This is a genomic window from Herbaspirillum sp. VT-16-41, from assembly GCF_001994935.1.
Taxonomy (GTDB): domain Bacteria; phylum Pseudomonadota; class Gammaproteobacteria; order Burkholderiales; family Burkholderiaceae_D; genus Herbaspirillum; species Herbaspirillum frisingense.
Genome location: NZ_MUXB01000049.1, coordinates 1 through 17,892 on the forward strand (window position 1 = coordinate 1; position 17,892 = coordinate 17,892).

Genomic DNA, 17,892 nt, shown 5'->3' on the forward strand with positions numbered 1-17,892 from the left:
TAGTCGTAAAACTGGTCATAAGACTATCCTCTATTTTAAGAGAGTCTTCGTGTCCTGAGATTCAAGGGGCTATTCCACGCAGGTTATGCGGATAGCCAGCGCATTAGCACTATCAGAAGCTGAATCGGACGAACTCGTGCGTACAGCCGAGCTATCGAGGAGCCGCTTAGATATACCCAATGATGCCAGTAAGGAGGAGTATGTTCTTGCGCATCAATTCGTAACGCGCCTGGGTACGTTAAGCCCTCGTATGGTCGCAGTTATCGGGCTACTACTTCAAATGAATGAGACCGATGAAAAATCAAACCGGCAATTGATGTGCGAACTTGTAAGGGAGGACAGCATGTAAAAAGAAAAACGGGACTCCCCCAAGAGGAAGCCCCGTTCACATGTAGCAAGAGATGCTACGGGTCGCACCATCAGTATCTCCTCCTCGCAGTGAACGCGCAAGCCCCTCTCCCCTTTCACAAAATTCAGATAAACCAATTTCGTGCCAAAAACAAACCTTGAATGAGGGCGGTTTTTCGCGCGAGGGAGCGTTGCATGTTTTTGAAAGAAAACAGGCTGAAGAGTGGTATTGCCTTTCGAGATACCAATCCTCCATTGAGGGCAAGAAAGGTAATTTCGCCATCCAGCGGGATTGTTCGCGTGAAATTTCCGAGCCGGAAGAACAAGCGAATGATGTATGCCGAAGGCTTGTTGGAAGCCGACGCCTTCTATTGGCTGGAAGCCGCGACGGATGTGCTTTCATATCGAGAACAGCCATTCACAATCCGATTCCCGGATGGGGCTCAACTACGTCGGTACACGCCAGACCTAGAGGTCACCTTACATGGTGGAGAAAAAATTATCGTTGAGATTAAGCCTCGCTCGTCTTTGAAGCGGGATGACGTCTCTAAAAAGATTGCTACCCTGCGCGACTACTTTTTTTCCGGTGCGGCGAAGTACCAGGTTTGGACAGACGCCGTGATTCGACGTGAGCCGTGGCGATCCAATCTTCGTTCGATCTACGCGAAGGTTAAAACCCATTCTCCGAGTGGACCGCAGATGAGCGCGGGGATGGCGCTATTGGAGCCTCATCTGCCAGTTACGCTCTCCCACGCCGAGGCTCTATTAAAGCGAGTCGGGCTTGAACCCTATAGCTTGATCTTCGACGGGCGTATATGCCTCGATTACAGCTTGCCTCTGTCGCAGCAGAGCAGGATTACCAAGACATGCATGATTTCCGATCACCGTCTTCGCGCACAGCATATTTCTGGTGACTTTGAACTTCCTGGGGGGAATAGCGATGGCTAACTTTTCAATTCGGGTGGGTGCCACCTTCGACCTAGATGAAGTGCCAACACGAATCAGTGCGTTGCACGGTACCGAACAAGTACTACTCCAGAATATGAATACGGGTGAGGTGGAGCTTCATGTCCGCCAGACTCTCCTCGAGGCATTTCGTGAGGGAAGAATTGCGGCTACGGAAAACGGAACTGAGCCACTTAAAAATATGGAGTGGGACCGTCCGCTTGAGGATCTCACCACTGAGGTCAAAAAAGAGCTACTGCGCCGAAAGCACTACGTCGATGCTGTTTATTCCGGCAACCAAGTGTTTAAAGTATCGGAACTCAAGGTGGCTATCCTTGATGCGGCAAGTGAAATCATCGATGAAAATCCTCCCTCCATCAGTTCCGTTCGTCGTTGGATTTCGCGATACAGAGCATCCGGGAACAGCATCCGATCTTTGATCCCAAGAAAAGATCAGCGTGGTTCTAGAAAATTCAAGCAATCACCAAAAATGCTTGAACTTATACGAGACTCGATCGAGGAGGCCTATCAGCGAACGCCAGCGGCGACCATCAAAACAATGGAGACACTACTTGCAGCAAAGATTTCAAGGGCAAACTCATTTTTGGACGAAACAGAGCAATTAAAAATTCCGTCTCGCCGCACGCTCTTTCGATTTCTGCACAGAGTTGAGGTTCACGACAGAGTTCGAATGCGCGAAGGAAAGGTTACTGCCGATAGGAAGCTACGTGTCACAAGAGCGGTTACGCCCGTTAAAGACATTTTAGAGCGGATCGAGATGGATCACACTCCCTTGGATCTCTTTCTTATCGATGACAGAACTTGGCTTCCTTTGGGTCGTCCGACGCTAACTGTAGCCCTAGATTGCTATAGTCGAATGATCTTGGGATATTACTTGAGCTATGGGGGAACGTCTGCCGCTGCAGTACTTGCTACGCTAAGGCATGCGATTCTCCCTAAGGAATCAGCTGTTCCAGCTATTCCGTCCTTGAGTGTGAAAAATACCTGGCCTTGTTACGGATTGATGGATTGCCTCGTTCTCGACAATGGTCTTGAATTCCTGGGCACAGACTTGGAGCGTGTTGCCCTCGACTTTGGAATCTCCTTGCAGTTGTGCCCTACCCGTGTTCCTCAGTTTAAGGGACGGGTAGAGCGTGTTCTGAAGACGATCAACTATTCATTTGCGCATCAGCTGCCCGGCACGAGCATGGCCCGTATGGAGAAGAGGGGAGACTACGACCCGCAGAAACATGCGCTGCTCACTCTTTCCGAGTTTAAGCATGTGTTTGAAAAATGGCTGCTTGATGACTACGGGCAGACGATCCATCGAGGAATAGGTACCACACCATACGCTAAATGGCTCGAAGGTATGCGCAGACGCCAGCCTATGCTACCGCCGTCCAATGCAGTTCTGCGAAAGCGAATCGGAAAATCACTTGACCGTTCGTTACGGCATGACGGCTTGTCGCTCTTTGGAATTAGATACAGTTGTGACCTGCTCACCACTGTTTTACGACTTCATGGCAGAGGAGTTCGTGTGCGCGTCGTCTATGACCCAGAAGACATGGGGGCGGTGGAAGTATGGCCGCCTCATGAGTCGGAGTCTATTACTGTTCCCGCAGTTGACGTCGAGTACGCACGTGGACTGACGCTATTCCAGCATCAGTGTCTGACCGAGATTCTCCATGAAAAAGGTCAATCGGCCGAAAATCCTCTTGAGCTTATGAAAGCGAGGATCGAATTGGCTGAATCCATTGAAGATTTGATGAAAAGCAGAAAACAAAGGAATCGTAAGTTAGCTGCTCGCATAAACGGAAAGACCAGTTCGCACCCTGGCAGAGAATTTGAGCCTGCGAAAACTTCGCCAAAAAACTCTTCGGAAAGATTTAGCCAGGCCGTGAGCGATGACGCCCCTCAAGGTAAATATACACTTATTCAGGTGACAGAGAGAAATGGATCGAGCCAATGATGGAAAAACTACTGTCTTTCATTTATTCGCTTGACGATTCATACCTGATGTTTCCTGCTTTCGAGAAGGCCTTTAATAAAATGATCGAAAATCTGGAGACATTCCGTAAAACAGGAGTTTCGCAGCATCTGCTAATCACTGGCGAAAGCGGTTCAGGAAAAACAACACTAGCAAATCTATTTGTCCAGAACTATCCAAGAATAAGCCATCCTGATGGAGAAATAGTACCGGTTCTCTATGCCGCCGTTCCTCCAGCCGCTACGATTGCTGGAACAGCGGAAGCGATACTTACTCAGCTTGGCGATCCCGCTCCCTCCCAGGGAACCGTATCAGTAAAGACCGCGAGAGCGGTAGATTTGGCTCGTTCCTGTCGTGTGGAGATGCTAATAATTGATGAAGCGCAGCACATTCAGGACAGAGGGAAAAATCAGACCCAATACTTTGTGGGCGATTGGCTCAAGGCTTTTATGGATGCCCTAAAAACGCCGGTCACGATGATGGGCCTACCTCGCGCTCATCACCTTCTTCATGTTAACGAGCAGCTCAGGCGTCGCTTCACTAGGACTCTAAAGCTTGCCGCTGGATCTGGGAAGAATGAGGCTAATGAAGCAGAGAGCCTTGAGCTTTTTACATCACTCGTAAAGTCCTTGCCGGTAAAACTAGAAAGAGATCCTTATACCTGGGGCGAAATGGGCCTACGCCTGCACTTTGCTACTGGAAGTCGAATAGCTTACGTGAAGCTTCTTTTGATTGGTGCGGTAGAGAATCTGATCCAAATGGGGGATAGTGCTCTTCGCGTTACTCATTTAGAGCACGGGTTCATAACGCATATTTGGTCAGATGGAATGAAGGAACTGAATCCGTTTCATTCTGCATTTGCATTTCGCGCCCTCGATCATGTTGGGGAGCCGTTCCATCGCCAGGATGTAGAGATAAATCTCAGTTCTAGGAAGCGAAAAAAAATATGAAAATGCTACCTGTCAGACCACGTCCTGTTCATTTTGAGCCGCTTATGGGATACATGTACCGGCTTGCTCGTGCCAATGGTTACCCGGACGCAAAAATACTGTGGTCCAGAATTGCGAAGAAGGATGTTCCCAGAGAGGAAGTATTACAGCTTGTAGTCGGATTGGATCGTCTTCCACCTTTTAGTGCGCCAGCTCCTCGCTGGCTTGCTCTCCCAGCTGATAATCGAAATCTCTCTCCCCCCGCCTTTAACAAAGATGAAGTGAGATTTTGCCCTCTTTGTCTAACGGAACGTTCTCATATCCGGCCGTACTGGAGTCTAAATATTTCGGCTGCATGTTTCCGGCATAGGTGTTGGCTGGTTGCAGCTAGGAGCCAAGCGAAGGGCAATTATCAAGAGGGAGAGAAGGAATCGTCGCCGTCGGAAATGGCGCTGGCTATCACCCGAATTATTGAAAAAAACTTTGGAAAAAAGAAACCTCAGCGGAAGTTGAAATTATCGATGGCGGACGAACCGTTGTCTATTCAAGAACTCAGCCGTTTAATACACGGGCTGGCTTCGTTTGTAAGTCGTAACCCAGATGAGTCTCAGAAAGCTTCTAATCGCTACAAGCTCGAAGCCGCTAAAGGGCGGCTCACACAAGCTTCGTCGCTGCTAGGAACCTGGCCATTTACCTTTTGGGATTTCCTGGAAGATCGAATGGCGTCCTTACCTGACTCAATTAGTATCCAGGAAGTATTTGGGGACGTCAGTCAGGTTTTATACCGCGACTTAAAGGACGAGAAATTTGCCTTTTTACGACAGGGCTTCGAGGGGTATTTGTCCGCTTCTTGGCGAGGTGAAATCAACGGTCGTCACAGAAGATTTAGCCCTGCAGTAGCTATTCAGCAGAGTAGAATCAGTATCACTAAGGCCGAAAGAAGTCTTGGTGTTAGCGACAGAAAAATAAGAAGAATGATTTCCTCCGGTGAGATTTCCAGTGTACGCACATCCAAGTTGGGAAAGCGAAAATTTACGACAATCGACGTTGATGAATTGACGAAGAGCATAAATTGCCAGACTAAGTATCTTGATTTAAAAGGGGCGTCAGTTCGACTTGGACTTAGCGAAGGAAGAGTGCGCGAGCTCATTACGGCAGGATATTTGGAGGCTGTAACATTGCCAACCGAGACCAGCGATAGGCGATGGAAGATCGCGGAAAAGGTTGTGGATACAGTTATTGAAAGACTCAGTCAGAACCGACAGAATATTTCGGAGTCGGTTGATGTCGTGGAACTTTCATTTGCGTTGCGCTACTGGCGCTTTAATGTCGACGAATGGTGCGCTTTGTTTTACGAAATTCGTGAGGGCCGTATACCCTTCCGTTGCGAGGGCAGTTTTAGCTTATCGAAAATCGAGATAGATAAAGCATTACTGAGCTCTTGGCTCAAAATGCGCGGGCAGCAGGCGGCTAATTTTTATGATGTTGAGACTGCCGCAGTGGTTCTTCATATTAAAGAAGAGGTGGTGTATCAACTCGTCGAAAAAGGAAAAATTGCGAGTAACGTTGCTGTGCGGCGTGGTCATATCTATCGTGGCGTCGACGCGCGAGATCTATCAAATTTTTTATCCAAATATGTTTCGCTTGCACATCTAGCGAGAGAAAGAAAAACATCTCCCAGATACCTGAAGCGTAAGCTTCGCGTCGATCCGGTTATTGGTCCAGAAATTGATGGATGCAGACAATATTTCTATCTGAGGAAAGACATTGAAGAGATGGAGAAAAAACTGACCGAGTTTCGGTATGACATTGTTCGAGCCGCACTTGGTCTATAGATGGTGGATTAATTATTGAGTATATTTGGCGCGTACAGAGCGTGCAAAGCTGCCTCTTTGAGTTGTCAGAGTGAGTTGCTCCGGTAATTCTCCCTTAAAACCAGCGCGGAAGATTCTTGGAGATCGTTTCCGGACCATGGTCAGAGCGCAGATATACGGGAACAACGTAGGTCACCATGGCCTCAGCCAGGATTAGCTATTGGCCTGACAGCAACCGCCATCTCACTTCCATATTCACAGAGTTGAATTCGCGTCCACAGACTGCCCTAGTTTCCCCAGTTCCTTAAAAATATTCGACAGGTGCTGGGATCGTTTTTTAACGAAGGTTCGGAACGACGCAAAATCAAGTGGTGCGTCTCCGGGGATTAGGAGTCCATCAAGGCTGAGGCCAGCTTGTTCCTTAAACCAATCAACGAATGGCCGGTCTTGCTTCGACTTGTTTCTGGATTCCTCCAAAAGGTGGAGGTTGACGATGCTATTCCAGTTTTCACGGTTCAGAAAAAACTGCAGCGCCTCTGGCTTCCCTTTCAAAAAGTCGCACTGAGCCAGCCTGTCCAAGCTGAAAGATGCCGCTGGATGGATATGATCCTTCTGTAGTGCCCGTGTGTAGTCTAGATCCGGCATGAGCAACGCCAAGATGGAAAAGCACGACGCATCATCTTTCTGGGTTTTAAGCAATCGGCTGATGAAGTCATCATCGAAAAGTAGATCCTTGCTAAGCCCCCGGTAGTCTTCGATGATCTTCGCCAGTGGGAATGAACCCGCCGCCATATTGGTTTTGATAATCTTGCGCAAATTTGTCAGCAGTGCATCGCCTTGGCCACCGAAAACGCCCTTGAGCAGGGACATATGCAACCACTGTCGGATCAGTTTCCGATCTTGAACGTGAAACGCTTGCTTGTTGATGCTTGAGAACATCCCCTTCTTGCCAACTGAGGCGTCGCGCCCCTTGTGATACAGGTAGTAGGCAATGGGAATGGCTGCATTCTTTGCACGTAGAGATGCGTCGTTTAGGCCGAACGATCGGATCAGTCGGAACGTCTCCAAGATGCAGGCGCTGATCTCGTCCCATTCGCTCTCGATTCTGGCAACCTGCGCACCGGCGAAGTTTTCGACCTTGAAGCGGATGTCGGCATCCGTCAACGCCAGTGCCGCCTTCAATATCCAGTCACGATCAATCGAGAACTCCATGTCGGAGCCAAACCTGACCTTGTCCACCAGATCGTCGATCTGTTGACGCGCATCTTTTTTCCAGTTTGCGATGGCAATCGACATCAGCAAATCGGAGAAGGACAGTGGCGTACCGCCGTGGTTTGTGCGAATGAAGATATCCAGGACGTGGTCGATTTTCTGACTGGTCTCGTTGTAGTAATGAATCAGGGTGTCGCGCCGAACGGCGAAATAGAGCCGCGTCAGTGTTTTTCTGGCATATGCGTTCGACGACATGCCAACCTTCTCAAGGTAGGCCATGACTACGTCCAGCACCTGATCGGCAGTCTCTGCCTCTTCGAGATCTAGCACGTCACCGACAAGAAACCAGCATTTCCCGTCGGTGGCTTTCTCACGCTCTTGTTTTGTCAGGAAGAAGAACTCATAAGACATCATCTCCTCGTTGCGCTCTTCGTCCAAGGGCGCAGCGATATTCAGATAGAGCCGCCTCGGGGGTAAAACGGAATCGTCTTGAGTCTTCGGCCACCACTTACGCGGTAACCTGTACGCGTAGGTTCCTTTCAGGCCGATGTACAGCGAGGTAAGGCGCTGTTGGCCATCAATGACGGCCTGGAAGTTCCCATGCCCCTTGGTATCGAAGTCAGGATTGTTCTCGCCGAAACGTTCGCAGTATTTTTCAAGGAACTGGTAGAAGCGGAAGTTGCTCTTGACCTCCGCATCTGTAACCTCCCAGAACATGAAGGTGTTGATGGGATAGCCGCGCATGATCGAATCGAACAGCACTTCGATCTGAGATGTGCTCCATGTGAATTTCCGCTGTATCGCGGGCAGGAGATACCGGCGCGAGACAATATTCTGGATTGCCTTGTCGATAGAAATGGCCTTTTCGTACTCGCCTGACATTCAAGATTCCTTATTCCAATACAAGCCCAGAGGATGCCCAACGCGCAGCGTCATCAAACGGGGGAGACCAATTTCGTGTCGACCAAGGATCGCAAGTGGTCGTCCAGCAGTCTGGGGATGCGTCCTCCGGAGATGAGTACGCCTGCCTCCATGTTCTTCTCCATGGCATAGCCGGTGAGATTGGCGCTGGTGATGAAGCAGGCGGTCTTGTCCGCGACTGCGACTTTGGCGTGCACGCGGCCATCGGCAAAATCACCAGTCTTGTCGCACCATGCATAGAGCTGTACGCCGGGCACCAAGCCTCGCATCTTGCCAATGACGTCGATATTGATGCTGCCGCCATGGCCTTGCGAGGACTCCAGCAACATAGTGATGCTCACTCCGCGTTCATTGGCGGCATTCAAGGCTTTGACGATGGTCGAGACGTCGTAGGCCACGAAGCTGGTTATGAACAACGACTGTTCAGCGGAATTGATGACCTGCAGAAGTGCCTGCTCTGTTCGACGCGCCGAAACGAAAGGCGTCGTCGGGCCAGTCCACACGAGCTCGGTGGATTGCTCTGAAGCGGCTTTGGTGTAGACATGGCTGGCAGCGAGAAGCATCAATGCCAGTTCGTCTGAACCAACCTCGGTGTTTTGCCAGGCGGCGGCAAGTTGCTCGACCACGGTGCTGGCCACAGGGGTTCCCACCACGCTCGGCAACGTCGTTGCGGCCTTGCTGGCTTCAGTTCGACGAACACGAGCGGCAACGGCCTGCACCTTTTCCGGCGAGACCAGAGAGACCAAGGCTGCAATGGCATCCAAGAGTTCATCCATGTCAGAAACCCTTGAAGAAAGCAGCGTCAGCGCGTTCGAGTGTTGGTACGAGCAGCGATCGATCCAGATAGCGGTTTCCTCGCTCACAAGACGTCTCCGCCACCAAGCTGCACGCATGACAGGCAGCACCATGCAGTGATCGATCCTTTTCTGGATCATGTTCCGAGCAGAGAGGATCAGAGGAGCAGATCTTCGAGCGATTCAGCGCTTGTTTCAGCAGGCGACCAAGGTTTTCTGGTTTGCCAAGATCGACGAGGCCGCCCAGCGTGCCGTCCGAATCGGCTGCTGCCGTGTAGATGAGGATGCCCGCCTGTGGGCTATCGCCCGATGTATCGGCATAGATGCGCTCACGAATGCTCGCGGCGTTGTACCCGCACTCCAGGGCCAGCTCGCGAATCAGCAAGTGGGACAGGGTGTGTAGCATTGCATAGCGAATACCTGGGTAGCCTTCCTTTGGGTCGAGATGACGCGAATTGCGCCATCCCCTATGACCACCACGGAGCATCTGGTCGGCGTTCTTCACACCATCCAGAGCCTCCCACTCGACGAGCGTAGCTTCATCGAACTGGATGAAAATTCCTTCACCGTGAACTTGGTTGGCTGGAACCCAGTCTGGCTTGCTGCGCGACAGACTGGCCATTTGTGGACGCTCATTGGGATCGCCTGATTCTTCTGGCGCTTCGACTCGAGTAAAGCCAAGCAGCGCATTCACCTCGCGCAAACGCTCAAGGAGCAAGACTCGACTGATATGGGCACCGAGTCCCTGTGGCGTGCCCACCTTCTTGCTCATGAAGTGCGGGTAGTCCGTGGGCGGGTTGGCCTCGGTCAACACATCCCACTCGGGTCCTTTGATATCGGCCTCACCCACGGCATCCTGTCCGCCGCCAGAACGATGCGCCTCAATGGTCGTCCAAATCGCGGCTACAGCGTACTTGTCGATTCCAGGTAGCACCCCGGTCTTCTTCAGTGTTTTCACTGTCACCGACACCTCGGCTTCGGAATCGAGATCTTCGAAAAACTCCCAGCCGTCCTGAATCAGCTGACTGAGCGGGTCTTTGGTCTGAGGAATCGCGAGCGCCGAGAGCGTGATGGGGAACCAGCTATTCGTGGCACCCAGCAGAACGGCGCGAGCCTCTTCATCGCATTCATGGTCGAAGTGATCAAGGTGAGGGTGCCGCCCTCGACAACCCGGCAGATTCTCTTTTCCTGCCTTGCCGAAGGCGTGCGCCATGCTTCGGGAGGCCCCACAGGCATCACACTTCACCCACAGGTTTTCGGTTTGCAGCGATGCGCCGCTCTCGAAGAAGCGCAGCGTGCCCTTGCACGAACTGTTGCCGCCATGGACGAAGTAGTGCCAAGGGAAATCGTCGAGGTGCCCGTCGCGGCAGGCCAACAGGAAACGGGCGGGGACGGCATCCGCATCCTTGGCCGGTTGGTCGCCCTTGGAGCCACGACAGCCTTTGTGCACGAAGCGGGTTCGTTCCGGCCTGAAACGGTTCTCCTTGATCTCGAACAGACCGGCATCGAAGGGCGACAGCAGGCCACACTTCACGCATCGCATCCAGCGCGGGAACGGCCGGACGGGAACGCCGATATTGGCCTCTGCCGACCAGACATCGACGAGTTCACTCTTCTGGAATGGCGGCATCCGCAGGTTCTCGACCTGTGCCCCCAGAACCTTCCGAACGGCAGCAAGCAGCCGTCCCTCTCGAATCGGCTGGCAGCGATCCTTTTCCCATCTGTCGATGCCGAGCGTCACTACGGACAGGCTTGGCAGGTCGATCAGCGCACCGGGGCCATAAGTCCACAGCAATTGACTGGGACGTACTTCGCCGACTGGTGTTTTGTTGTTGATGATCATGTTCAATCCTCATCTTTCGTTGCGGGACGAGGCTTCCAATCGTGATCGTCCGTGATATGGCTCGTGTTCATGATCAGACGCACGCCGGGCTCAACCTCCCGCATCGACATCGGTACGGTCCAGTTATCCCAGGCTTGAAGTCCCGGTGACTTGATCAATGCCACGGTTTTGTCTTTTTCGGGGCCACGTTTCTCATAGGCCAAGATTCGTCCGCCCTTGCTGACTTCTTTTGCCCATTCGTCGGCCCGCTCTTTCAGTTCAGCCTCAGCCAGCTGCTTACGCGCGTTGTCTTCGGCGACATTGCCCGCACGAGTCGCCAACACCTTGATGGCATCGACGATCTCGGCCTGATTGGACGTGCTCAGTTGGCCTGCGCCTTCGTTCGGGCTGAACGCATTGTTCTCCAGACGCATCAGGCTCAACAATGAGCCCGTCAGACCACGATCCATCGCGCGTGGCGAGAATGGCGTTACTGATTGCGCCTCGACGTGTTTGTAGAACGTGGCGTGGTAGTGCTCGAAGGTTTCGTAATGCGACAGATCACGCGGTCTGGCCCAAGTCAGCACCGTACAGACCAAGCCCGGGAAGGAACGCCCGACACGGCTGGTGGCCTGAATGTATTCGGCGGTTCCCTTGGGTTGCCCGTTCACTGCCATCAGGCCGAGTCGATTCACGTCGACACCTACCGACAGCATGTTGGTCGCCAGCACCACATCAATGGCGCGGGTGTCACCTTCCTGCCAGCGGGTCACATACTTGCCGGTGGTAGTGTCGAACTCGGACTTGAACTTGACCTCCAGGTTGTCGAGGTACTTGGGAATGTCCTGGCTCGATACCCGCGATGTCAGCTCGCGAATATTGCTGATGCTACGTTGTGCCAATGCGGGGCGCTCCACCATGCTCATCTGCACGCGGTAGGAACGTGTCTGCACATCATCCTCTGCCAGCCGCTTCATCCCGCCCAATTCACGCAGGGAATTGAAGTAGCCGACCATGGTCATGTACGGGTCAGCGGGCTCTCCAAAGTGATAGAACAGTTCTTGTGCTGCCGTCAGGAAAGCGGTGTAGACGCGGATCAGCATTGCTGGGCGTGAACTGCCGGGGGAGCACACGCCGAGGTAGCGCCGTCCCGGCTTCTCTTCAATCGGGCGTTGCACCGAGAAGAAGTTGTCTTCCACGTCCAGTCCATGCGGGGGAAACACAGAAACGCGACGCATGAAGACGTTGTTCACTTGCTCCTTGGCTTTTCGTACCGTTGCCGTCGAAGCGATGATCTTCGGCTTAACCGTTTTGCCATCAAGCGTCCAGCCGCACAGTTCATCCACGGCGGTCTCATACAAGCCGACCATAGTGCCCAGCGGCCCACTGATCAGGTGGAACTCGTCCTGAATGATCAGGTCAGGCGGACGAATCGGGTTGATGGTCTTCACCTTCGATGAAGGAAAGCCCTTACCCGCTTGGTGGTTGCCATTGCAATCGGCTCCTTGCCAAAGCAGGCCGTGGCGCTCGCACTCCTGGCCCACGCGACCAAACAGTGTGCGCACCTGACCACGCCAAGCCATCATGGCGAACTTGTCCACGGTAGCGATCATCATGGTGGGTGGGCGGTGGTAGATCTCTTCGTCCACGACCAGTACCGGAATCCCCGGGTGTGGCTGCTTGCTGGACTTGCTCTTGGAAAAGTCACAGCGACCTTTCTTGTCGCCGCAATAGACAAAGGTACGACCCGCGCCCTTGTCGACTTCGACGTCGCGCCCGGGGGCTACTTCCGAGCCGCACCACGGGCAACTCGTCAGCTGCGCGGGTGATGCCGCACCTGCGTTGTATTTGCCCGGATTGCGCACATCCTCGATGGCGCGGTGGCTGTCCTCGGTCGTGCCCGGGGTGACCTTGTTGCCAACCCAGAGGCCGATGGTGAAAGGTTCCGTGCCGAGAGATTTGACGCCCTTGTCCAGCGCCTCGCGCCGCAACACCTCCATCGCGCAGATCAGTGCCGTGGCGCGCTGGAACTGCTGCAGCGTTAGAAGGCGGAGCGTGTAACGCATGATCACGGCCAAACCGCGCGAGCTGTCGAACCCGCCAAAATTGCCCTGCATCCGCCGAATGGCCATGGTGAAGGCGGCCACGCCCAAATAGGCCTCGGTCTTGCCACCGCCGGTGGGGAACCACAACAGGTCGGCATAAGCCTCGACGGGCTGGACACGATCCGGGTGACTCGGATCTGCCAACGACGGAATCGAGAGCAGCAGAAACGCCAACTGGAATGGACGCCAACTGCGGTTCTTCAGCACATCGAACTTGTCGAGGGTGACACCCTCACCCCGACGCATGGCCAACGCATACTGGCTGCGCACGCGTTGCGTGGCCATCGCACGGTTGGCGAAGCGAAAGGCAGCCAACGCTTTCTCATTGCCCTTCAGCGTGTCGATACCCTGCTGCAGGCGCGTGTGGATCTCTTGGCAACGATCCATCGCCTGATGCGACTGCGTGTCGTAGCCGCTCACTTCGGTACCGACCCGAGCGCGCTGTTCATCGATCCACGCAGCGTAGTCGCCGGTCAATGTATTCAAGGCATCGACCAGCGGGTCGATGTCCAAGGTCGCCAGTCGCTGCATATCGAGCAGGCCGCTGCTAACCATCTGACGCATCGCCGGGCGATCGGATGGATTGAGGCCCGGCGTCTCCGTTACTTGCACCTCGTACTGTGGCATCACCGTGGTGCGCACCTCGGTGGCCAGCGTCACGTCGTCTGCTGTTTCGGCGTGGACGGCGACCCCATGGCCCACGGCGAATTCGACGCGGTTGCGATAGATCATCTCCAGTGCTTCACGCTCCGGGTCCATACCGTCTGCGTCCAGCACTGACCTTCGCCGGAAGATGGCGCGCTTGGCGGCGTCCTTCTCCGAACGAACGATCAGCTCGGGCTGGAACACCCACGCCGTATCGCGGTTGGTGTCCGGCTCTTCCTGTGCATTTACAAGGAACAGAGTGACCAGTCGATCGCCGTTGGCATTCTTGGCGCGAATGGAGCCCTGCACGCGCACTTCGGGAAACTCGTTGTCGGGAGCCTGATGTGGAATCACGCCCTCGGTCAGCGGCAGCACGATCTTGCCGCCACAAGGAATGCGTTGCCACACTTTGGCCTTCTGCCCGTTGGTCTTGAGCAGTTCATGCTCATCATTCGGTAGCCGCTCGTACCGGCCCCAGCGCGCTTCGATCTCGATCCGGTCGGCGTCGCCGTCCACGCAGAAGGTCATGCCGAGGCTGCTGGGCACCAACGACTGGTTGCTGGCAGCGTCGATTTCGTCAGCCGAATCCGACTCCGGCTCCACACGCCCGGTGGCTGTTCCAAACTCCGCGCCCGGCTCGTGACGTCCCGGAGTCTTGGCCTCCGTGGGCGGCTCAAAGTCGTCATTGGCCAGTGGCCCGTCCAACCCCTCGACGCCGCCCTGTGCGGCCTCACGCGGGGCCAGTTTGCCAACCAGGTAGCGATCCCGCACACCCATGTCGACGATGCGTTCGCGGGGGCCGCCAGCGGGGCCGAGCAGGTCGTCTATCGCGGCCAGTTGCAGCAGCTCGCGGATATAGGCCTGATCTTCGATGGTCGGTACGTCGGCGATGGTCTTGTGCAGCGCCTTGGGGAGCGACTCCAGAAAGTCAGTCCATTGAATACGGCCGATGCTGCCGGAGGACGGCGGTGTGAGCGACGTGAGGCCTACCGGAACCGGCGAATCGACCAACAGCATGCGGTCGAAGTAGATCGTGGTGGTCTCCAGATCAGAACGAACCCGCAGTACCCGCCCGACCCGCGTGATGTGGCCAGCGACGTTCAGGATCAACACCCAATCGTCATCGGCGATGGCTTGATACAGCGAACGCTCACCTTTTAACCACAACGTATAGGGTGCAAGTGTGAAATCGGTAGCAAGGCCATGATCAACAGCGATCCATGCATTGGGGCTTTTATTTTGTATTTGCTCTGACATGACGATCCTCAAACCTGAAACTCACTGGCCAGAAGGGCTGCTACACGCTCTACGGTATTGAAACCGTTGGCGATCAATATCTCGGCGACGTCTCGCCCAGAAATAAATAAGATCGGATGCCGGTCTTCCCGTACCTCCTCATAAGCCTGCTTTGCGATTAGTGATGTCGTCACTAACACGCCAAACTGTCGATGGCGAATGCGAGAGATAAGGCGGGAAACTTCTTTCACGCCGACCGTATTGGGCGCCACACCGTTTATTGGTGGCCGATAACACTTCGCCTCTAACGAAAACTCGGCATATACCGGATCATCAGGAAGGCCCAGCAAGTACCGACCGATCGCATCCCGTCCGCCATCAATCGTTCCACGAGTAATTTCATCAATGATGACCCTTGAATCTGTCATCTGATAAATGCGCGCTGCAAACGCTTCAAAAGCAATCGGTGTATCTTGGAAATGTGTCCAAACACATTCCAAAATCGACGCCTTCAATGGCGTATTGGGTGTTTGTTGTTCAACCGATCGGATTACGGTCGTTGGTTCAGCAACCAGTGGGTTATAGATGCCTGTCGTCACCCAGTCCTGCCAGGCTTTGGGGGCATTGGTTGTGTTTGCATTGCCAGCGGCCAAGTCTGCGACCCAGGCCCTCGAAACGACGGGTGCATCCAAAATCGTGAACGTTGAACGATAGTTCTGAAAACGCTGCCCATCAGTGGATTTCCAAACTGCCACCAAATCTTCTGTTGCCGACAGACCTGGGAACCCAGGAACGGCCAAGCCTTTGAACTGAACTGAACGAACTCTATTCTTGATTTGATGTTTCTTGAAAATGAAAAAGGGTGAGACATCTACGCGAGGTGATACATCATCGTGCAGCATCGCAAAGGCGTGCCGCAGCACTTTGTTGCCACCCGCTCGGGTGTCATGCAGTTCGTGGCCTGGGGTTTTGTTGTCACCAAAATATATGAACTTGCCAGTGTTCAAATCCAACGAATCTGGCCAGTCTCGATCCTCACCTGTTGTGAAAAGCACCACCCAGTTCTTGCGGCCACCTCGGCCCGATACACGAAAACCGCCCATGTTTCCAGAACCGGGCAATAGCTTAGAAATGGGCTCTCCGGACAGTTGGCCGTCCGAACTGCTTTCATAAATGGCATCGACCACTAGATCCGCAGTGGAAATGTTTTCGAATTGAACTGTTTTGATCACCGACCATCCACCCTCAAGAAGTGCTATCTCGCACCGATAGTTGCAAGATGTAGATACCCTCTAGTTGACAAGTATTCAGAGACGCCATCCAGTACGGCTTTGATGAATATTTTGATTTCATCGAAAATGGCAACAAGCTCATCTACGGAAGTGTCTTGGCCGCAATCCTCAAATGAAATTCCGCCGTGAGCCAATTCATTTCGTTTTGTCTTGACGTTGAGAAGCCTGACGCCATCACGCGAAGCCGCTTTGTCATGATCGGCAAGCTGGAATCCGTACTCTTTTGCCTTGTCTTTGATCAGGCGACCATCCAGATTGCCGGAAAACAGGTCTTTTTTATCAAAGCCGAGCCAGATCAGCGCGCTGGATATCGGTATGGTCGCATTGAGCAATTCAGATGGCGTATCCGACGACACCGCTTTGCGAAGACCCTTGATGGCAATTTTTCTCACATCCTCTTTGAGCTCATCAAAGCCGACCTGCTCATCCGCGATGTGTTGGTGTATGGCATCTATCGCATTTGTCATCGTCGCTTCCACCAAGTTGTACAGCATCAAATAGGCGGAAGCTCGCAGTGTCTTCTCGAGGTCCCTGCCAACAACATAGGTGTTCGAATGCTCCCCATCTAATGGCTCGCCGCACAACCTTGAATCCCGGTTGTCTCTCATGAACTGCAGCATTTCGAAGAAGCGCTCGATCTCACGGCAGCGAGAGTTATAAGTCTCCTCTGCGCCAACCATTGCTGGGATTGATGTGGTCATACCGTTGGTTCGACCCCATTGGCCCATGCGATCTCTCGGCCAAGCAAGCTATCTCTAACAAAATGAATTCGATTGATTACCCGAGGGCGCGAATTGCTTGCGTCGGACCGAGTCAAATAGCGGAACATTTCGCTTTCCAGCCAATCCATATTGCCGGGCTGAATATTCGGGTTTTCAGCGAGGGCAAGTGCAACGCCAATGGCAATCGCCTCAAACCTTATGCGAGGCACCGACGAGTTATTTGCATTCTTACGAAATTGATAGGGGAAGTGCTGACGAACAAATGAAAGCATCCCCATGAAGCTGCTCTCGAAGGTGGCGCTGTCAAAGCCATTTTGATTCTTGTCGTCGAGGTAATTGTCCAGGAACTCGTCTACGCGGCGGTCAAAATTCTCATATTGATCCCGGTAGGCGAAAAATCGCAGCACGAGTTCTGGATATTCGCGGCGCTTTACGCGAGCGTCGCTTATCGGGCACAGGTCTTTGAATTCCTGAATGTCGGACAGGCGCCTGATGAACGTCAGGAATTGACCGTCGCGAGACCCCATTCGTTTTTCCATATCTTCCAGTTTTGATCCGCCACTGTTCAGTCGATCAAAAAGTTGCCGTCTTGCCTCCTCATCAACTTCGATGAGTTCGATCATGCGAAGGGTTTTGCGGCCGAAGCGAAGCTGTCTGGGCAGGGGAAGATCTTTGAAACGAAAACCGATCAGCTTGTCCAGTATTTCAAGCCGATCGAGCTTCAGTTCGTTACCCATGAAGCGCACCAGGGTTCTTATTCTTTGCGAGCCGTCGACGATCTCAAGTCGGCCAGCGTCCTCTCCCGAAGTTATATCCGCTACGTACAAATAAGGGATCGGCAAATTCAACAAAATCGACTCGATGAATCGAGATTGTTGAGCCTCACTCCACACCAGGTCGCGCTGGTAATCAGGGACAAATATCTCAGCTCTATCACCTTCGATCTTGTCGGTGAATTTTTTGACAATGACTTCTACGGGGTACTCGCGAATGTCAAAGTCAGTTTCCTTTTGCCGAAGGGAAATCTGCGCCTCTGCTTCATCTTTTTGCTCTGCGCTAAACGCATCGATGAGATTCATCTGCTCATTCTGTTCCATGTCATTCCTCTGCGTGATCAATA

The 17,892-nt window shown here is 53.2% G+C and carries 11 protein-coding genes; 4 read left to right on the plus strand and 7 right to left on the minus strand.

Annotation, left to right across the window (positions count from 1 at the left end; genetic code table 11):
• Positions 1-543 precede the first annotated feature (543 nt).
• The 4 genes from BTM36_RS04020 to BTM36_RS04035 are packed head-to-tail and all read left to right on the plus strand — an operon-like array spanning position 544 to position 6,044.
• Positions 544-1,296: a TnsA endonuclease N-terminal domain-containing protein gene (locus BTM36_RS04020; protein ID WP_168189739.1), complete on the plus strand. Its 753-nt coding sequence runs from the start codon at positions 544-546 to the stop codon at positions 1,294-1,296.
• The gene (locus BTM36_RS04025) at positions 1,259-3,262 is read left to right on the plus strand and encodes a Mu transposase C-terminal domain-containing protein (RefSeq protein ID WP_139347054.1); all 2,004 of its coding nucleotides are present in this window, start codon (positions 1,259-1,261) and stop codon (positions 3,260-3,262) included. The genes BTM36_RS04020 and BTM36_RS04025 overlap by 38 nt, the downstream gene beginning before the upstream one ends.
• Positions 3,259-4,230: a TniB family NTP-binding protein gene (locus BTM36_RS04030; protein ID WP_077235313.1), complete on the plus strand. Its 972-nt coding sequence runs from the start codon at positions 3,259-3,261 to the stop codon at positions 4,228-4,230. Before BTM36_RS04025 ends, BTM36_RS04030 begins: the two co-directional genes overlap by 4 nt.
• Complete coding sequence (locus BTM36_RS04035; protein WP_077235314.1) at positions 4,227-6,044, plus strand: TniQ family protein; 1,818 nt, start codon at positions 4,227-4,229, stop codon at positions 6,042-6,044. The genes BTM36_RS04030 and BTM36_RS04035 overlap by 4 nt, the downstream gene beginning before the upstream one ends.
• A 234-nt stretch (positions 6,045-6,278) precedes the next feature.
• Here BTM36_RS04035 and BTM36_RS04040 read toward each other — a convergent pair whose 3' ends face one another.
• The 7 genes from BTM36_RS04040 to BTM36_RS04070 are packed head-to-tail and all read right to left on the minus strand — an operon-like array spanning position 6,279 to position 17,869.
• A complete protein-coding gene (locus tag BTM36_RS04040) occupies positions 6,279-8,117 on the minus strand; it encodes a DUF262 domain-containing protein (protein ID WP_217349545.1) in 1,839 nt (612 codons plus the stop codon).
• Positions 8,118-8,170: 53 nt separating this feature from the next.
• The gene (gene drmC, locus BTM36_RS04045) at positions 8,171-9,019 is read right to left on the minus strand and encodes a DISARM system phospholipase D-like protein DrmC (RefSeq protein WP_254426913.1); all 849 of its coding nucleotides are present in this window, start codon (positions 9,017-9,019) and stop codon (positions 8,171-8,173) included.
• Positions 8,934-10,793, minus strand: a complete 1,860-nt coding sequence (gene drmB, locus BTM36_RS04050; protein WP_077235316.1) for a DUF1998 domain-containing protein — start codon at positions 10,791-10,793, stop codon at positions 8,934-8,936. Before drmB ends, drmC begins: the two co-directional genes overlap by 86 nt.
• A gap of 2 nt (positions 10,794-10,795) precedes the next feature.
• Positions 10,796-14,779, minus strand: a complete 3,984-nt coding sequence (drmA, locus tag BTM36_RS04055; RefSeq protein ID WP_077235317.1) for a DISARM system helicase DrmA — start codon at positions 14,777-14,779, stop codon at positions 10,796-10,798.
• 8 nt (positions 14,780-14,787) lie between these two features.
• A complete protein-coding gene (locus BTM36_RS04060; protein WP_217349546.1) occupies positions 14,788-15,990 on the minus strand; it encodes a restriction endonuclease in 1,203 nt (400 codons plus the stop codon).
• 23 nt (positions 15,991-16,013) lie between these two features.
• On the minus strand, positions 16,014-16,751 hold the full coding sequence (locus BTM36_RS04065) for an MAE_28990/MAE_18760 family HEPN-like nuclease (RefSeq protein ID WP_139347055.1): 738 nt from the start codon (positions 16,749-16,751) through the stop codon (positions 16,014-16,016).
• Positions 16,748-17,869: a DUF262 domain-containing protein gene (locus BTM36_RS04070; RefSeq protein WP_217349547.1), complete on the minus strand. Its 1,122-nt coding sequence runs from the start codon at positions 17,867-17,869 to the stop codon at positions 16,748-16,750. Before BTM36_RS04070 ends, BTM36_RS04065 begins: the two co-directional genes overlap by 4 nt.
• Positions 17,870-17,892 lie beyond the last annotated feature (23 nt).

Excerpts from the sequence above, each read along its gene's own strand:
- BTM36_RS04020 (WP_168189739.1), top strand. The coding sequence starts at position 544 with ATGTTTTTGAAAGAAAACAGGCTGAAGAGTGGTATTGCCTTTCGAGAT.
- BTM36_RS04030 (WP_077235313.1), top strand. The coding sequence starts at position 3,259 with ATGATGGAAAAACTACTGTCTTTCATTTATTCGCTTGACGATTCATAC.
- BTM36_RS04035 (WP_077235314.1), top strand. The coding sequence starts at position 4,227 with ATGAAAATGCTACCTGTCAGACCACGTCCTGTTCATTTTGAGCCGCTT.
- BTM36_RS04040 (WP_217349545.1), bottom strand. The coding sequence starts at position 8,117 with ATGTCAGGCGAGTACGAAAAGGCCATTTCTATCGACAAGGCAATCCAG.
- drmB (WP_077235316.1), bottom strand. The coding sequence starts at position 10,793 with ATGATCATCAACAACAAAACACCAGTCGGCGAAGTACGTCCCAGTCAA.
- drmA (WP_077235317.1), bottom strand. The coding sequence starts at position 14,779 with ATGTCAGAGCAAATACAAAATAAAAGCCCCAATGCATGGATCGCTGTT.
- BTM36_RS04065 (WP_139347055.1), bottom strand. The coding sequence starts at position 16,751 with ATGACCACATCAATCCCAGCAATGGTTGGCGCAGAGGAGACTTATAAC.
- BTM36_RS04070 (WP_217349547.1), bottom strand. The coding sequence starts at position 17,869 with ATGGAACAGAATGAGCAGATGAATCTCATCGATGCGTTTAGCGCAGAG.